Origin of the sequence: Micromonospora sp. NPDC047753 (genome assembly GCF_040642735.1) — a bacterium.
Lineage (GTDB): Bacteria > Actinomycetota > Actinomycetes > Mycobacteriales > Micromonosporaceae > Micromonospora.
This window is the reverse complement of sequence record NZ_JBEYSL010000607.1, coordinates 1-3542: the sequence shown is the minus strand read 5'-3', so window position 1 is coordinate 3542 and position 3542 is coordinate 1. Positions and strand designations below refer to the sequence as shown.

Below are 3542 nucleotides of genomic sequence, written 5' to 3'. Positions count from 1 at the left end.
ACCGCCTCCGGCCCCTGGACCGAACCGGACCAGAACGCGCCGCCCCTGGTCGTCCCGGTCACCGCGATGACACCGGGGGTGTTGGCGGCCTTGCCGTTCAGCCACTCGACCATGCCCTTCCAGAACGTTCCCGCGCCGACGGCGGCCGGCATCAGGTCGGATCCGTCGAAGCGGAAGGTGCCCGTCTTGTCCTGAAGGATCTGGACGGAGAGCTTGTCGATCGGGCTGGCGACGTTGGTGATGTCCAGCTTGTTGTTCGCCGTGACCCAGTTGCCGAGCTTCGCGCGGCTGTTCACGTACTCCGCCGAGACGAGGTAGGTCTGCACGGCCTGGACCTCGGGACGGTCGGCGTAGCCGACGACGAACTCGCCAGCGCCCAGCACCGGCTTGCCCTTGGCCGGGTCGATGGCCGGGAGGTAGAAGGCGAACGCGTCGCCGTCCTCGGCCACCTTGGTGCCCTCGGGGAACTGGTTGGCGTAGAACGACGCCTGTCGGTGCATCGCGCACTTGCCGGTGGTCACCGGCAGGCCCGCCTCCTGGAAGGCGGTGGTGGTGATGCTCTTGACGCCGCCGAAGCCGCCGTTCATGTACTTGTCGTTCTTGAGGATGCTGCCGGCCCGGTCGACCGCGTCGACGATCTTCGGGTCGTTGAACGGGATGGTGTGGGTGGTCCACTGGTCGTAGACCTCGGGGCCGCCCGTCCGCAGCAGCACGTCCTCGATCCAGTCGGTGGCCGGCCAGCCGGTGGCGTCACCGGACTCGACGCCCGCGCACCACGGCTTGATGCCGCTGGCGGCGATCTTGTCGCTCAGGGCGATGAGCTGGTCCCAGGTGGTCGGAACCTCCCAGCCCTTCTCCTTGAACGTCTTCGGCGAGTACCAGACGAAGGACTTCACGTTGGCGCCGAGCGGCACGCCGTAGAGCGTCCCGTTGACGGTGCCGTACTTCAGCCAGTCGGCCGGCATGTTCTGCTCGGCGAGGGCCTTGGTGTCGGCGCTCAGGTTCTTCAGCTTGCCGGCGTCCGCGAAGCGCTTCACCAGGCCCGGCTGGGGCACGAAGGCGATGTCGGGGGCGTTGCCACCGTCGACCCGGACCGGGAGCTGCGCCTCGAACTCGCCGCTGCCCTCGTAGTCGATCTCGATGCCGGTGCAGTCCTCGAACGTCTTCCAGGAGTTCCTGAGCAGGTCGGCCTCGGCGTCACGGATGGACGCGTAGATGGAGACCTTCTTGCCGTCGTGGCCCTCGTACTTGTCGTATGCGGCGCACTCCGCGGAACCCGCTTTGCTGCTCTTCTTGTCGTCGCCGGTACCGCAGGCGGTGGCGCTGAGCGCCAGCCCGACTACACCGGCGATCACGAAGGCCTGGCGTGGTCTGGTAAAGACCGCCATGCCGTCCTCCTTCCTAGCCGGCGCGGTCGTGCTGGTGACCCGTCGCCGGTCCGATTGGGCGTGCACACATGTAAGCGCTTGCATCCGGCCCGGTCCACCCCCTGTCAGACACGAGCGAGTAACAATCCGGAAACCTGCGGGCTGCCTGGTGGGCGCGCGTCCGGGACAAGCTGAGGACTCTTTCGAAGATTGACGATATCTGTCAGGCTGACCCCATCGGATCGAAGGTTTTCGACATAGGAGGAGCTGTATGCGAAAGCGGTGGATCAGCCTGTTGGTGACGGGTCTCCTCGTCGGGGGAGCGCTGGTGCCGGCGACCCCGGCCCTGGCCGCGCCGACCTTCAGGGTGCCGTTCCCGTGCGGGCAGTCCTGGTCCGGGCAGACCCGGTCGGACCACAGCCCGGCGTACGCCGTCGACTTCAACCGCACCGACGACCAGGGCGACCCGGTGGTGGCGAGCGCCCCCGGCACCGTCGACCGGGTGACCGACCTCGGCGGCACCAGCTACGGCAAGTACGTCCGAATCAACCACGGGGGCGGTTACAGCACGTACTACGCCCACCTCAGCGGCTTCAACGTCTCCGTCGGGCAGACTGTCGGGTACGGCAAGGTGCTCGGCTGGGTCGGCAGCACCGGCGGATCGACAGGCCCCCACCTGCACTACGAGCAGCGCCTCAACGGCGCCGACATCCAGGTCCGCTTCAATGGCACCCTCGCGCTGTACTGGGGCACCAAGAGCTACACCAGTAACAACGGGTGCTCCTCGGGCAGCGGCAACGGCACCGTCGACACCAGCGGCACGCCACTGACCGTCCGCTCCGGCCCCGGCACGGGGTACGCCTCGGTGGGCACCGTCGCCGACGGCACCCGGGTGACGATCGCCTGCCAGACCAGTGGCACCACGGTCACCGGCACGTACGGCACCAGCTCGATCTGGGACCGGATCGGCTCCGGCCGCTACATCGCCGACGCGTACGTGTACACCGGCTCCGACGGCTACATCCCGGGAGTGCCCCGCTGCTGACCCGGTGACTGTCACGGTCCCCGGCGGGCGTCGCCGCCGGGGACCGTGCGGTCAGTTGTTGAGCTGCCAGATCGCCAGGTTCAACGCGGCGGCGAAGGTGACCCAGGCCCAGTACGGCAGCAGCAGCGCCGTCGCCACCCGGGACACCCGGGCGAACAGCACCACGGTCAGGCCGATCGCCAGCCACATCAGCACGATCTCGGCGAACGCGAGACCGTACTGCCCGGCGCCGAAGAACAGCGGGGTCCAGATCGCGTTGAGCACCAGTTGGGCGGTCCACGCCCAGAGGGCGGGGGAGAAGCCGACCCGGCGCCACACCAGCCAGCCGGCCACCGCGATCAGCGCGTAGAGCAATGACCAGACCGGGCCGAAGAGCCACGAGGGCGGGGCCCAGCCGGGCTGCCGCAGGTTCGCGTACTCCCCGGTGGTGCCCTGCACGCCCAGGCCGCCGATCGCGGCCGCGACGAAGACCGCCGCCGCGAAACCGGCGAGGGCCCACCACGCCCGCCGCCCGGAGGCCGCCGGCGCGTCCTGAGACATCTCCATGGTCGAGATATTTCCCCTCGGGGTCGGCTCAAACCGCCGAGCGGAAGGAGGGCGGTTCACCGGGCCGGCAGCCACAAAAAAGCGCCGGGATCGCCGCGGCCGGTGCTTCTGTCGGGAGGACGAAGCTCCGGTCGCGGCGACCCCGACGGGTCCCGGTGTTAGAGGTACGAGCGCTAATTGAAGATGCTGACACCACCCGGGCCGACCAACAGCCCGACAACGATGAGGACGATGCCCCACAGGATCTGCCGGCGGAACAGCGCGAGGATGCCGGCGACCACGAGTACGACTGCGAGAATCCAGAGAATCAGCTCCATGACCTCTGACTACCCGACTGGCCGATCGGGGAAACCTGGTCGGTGTCGAGTTGATCGCCAACGTGAAAGACGCTGTACGCCTGCTTGATCACCGGGTGCGCGACGTTGCGGACGCGTACCCCGCCGGGGGTGGAGCGCAGCCGCAACGTCCTGATCAGCTCACTCAAGGGTGTACCGATCGTGGTGCCGATCATCGCGGTGCTGCTGATCATCTGGGCAACCTCGCCGGCTGCCACACCGACGGCGACGATCCGCACCATGATCGTC

The 3542-nt window shown here is 68.2% G+C and carries 4 protein-coding genes and 1 pseudogene; 1 reads left to right on the top strand and 4 read right to left on the bottom strand.

Annotated features, from left to right (window positions below; all coding sequences use genetic code 11):
• Positions 1 to 1388 (bottom strand): ABC transporter substrate-binding protein (locus ABZ749_RS31785; protein WP_357234319.1); only part of this gene is annotated, 1388 nt, incomplete at its 3' end.
• A 250-nt stretch (positions 1389 to 1638) separates the two neighbouring features.
• Between ABZ749_RS31785 and ABZ749_RS31780 the strand changes: the two genes are divergently transcribed.
• Complete coding sequence (locus tag ABZ749_RS31780) at positions 1639 to 2412, top strand: peptidoglycan DD-metalloendopeptidase family protein (protein WP_357234316.1); 774 nt, start codon at positions 1639 to 1641, stop codon at positions 2410 to 2412.
• A 51-nt stretch (positions 2413 to 2463) separates the two neighbouring features.
• Here ABZ749_RS31780 and ABZ749_RS31775 read toward each other — a convergent pair whose 3' ends face one another.
• The 3 genes and pseudogenes from ABZ749_RS31775 to ABZ749_RS31765 form a co-directional block, all read right to left on the bottom strand.
• Positions 2464 to 2958 (bottom strand): TspO/MBR family protein, encoded by a 495-nt coding sequence (locus ABZ749_RS31775; protein WP_357234313.1) that lies wholly within the window; start codon positions 2956 to 2958, stop codon positions 2464 to 2466.
• A 173-nt stretch (positions 2959 to 3131) separates the two neighbouring features.
• On the bottom strand, positions 3132 to 3275 hold the full coding sequence (locus tag ABZ749_RS31770; protein ID WP_007464364.1) for a GPGG-motif small membrane protein: 144 nt from the start codon (positions 3273 to 3275) through the stop codon (positions 3132 to 3134).
• Positions 3266 to 3542, bottom strand: a pseudogene (locus ABZ749_RS31765) (hypothetical protein); the annotation flags it as partial. The gene ABZ749_RS31770 and the pseudogene ABZ749_RS31765, both read right to left, overlap by 10 nt.

What these genes read in the sequence shown, in the direction of transcription:
- ABZ749_RS31770 (WP_007464364.1), bottom strand. Translation starts at nt 3,275, where the DNA reads ATGGAGCTGATTCTCTGGATTCTCGCAGTCGTACTCGTGGTCGCCGGC.
- ABZ749_RS31780 (WP_357234316.1), top strand. Translation starts at nt 1,639, where the DNA reads ATGCGAAAGCGGTGGATCAGCCTGTTGGTGACGGGTCTCCTCGTCGGG.
- ABZ749_RS31775 (WP_357234313.1), bottom strand. Translation starts at nt 2,958, where the DNA reads ATGGAGATGTCTCAGGACGCGCCGGCGGCCTCCGGGCGGCGGGCGTGG.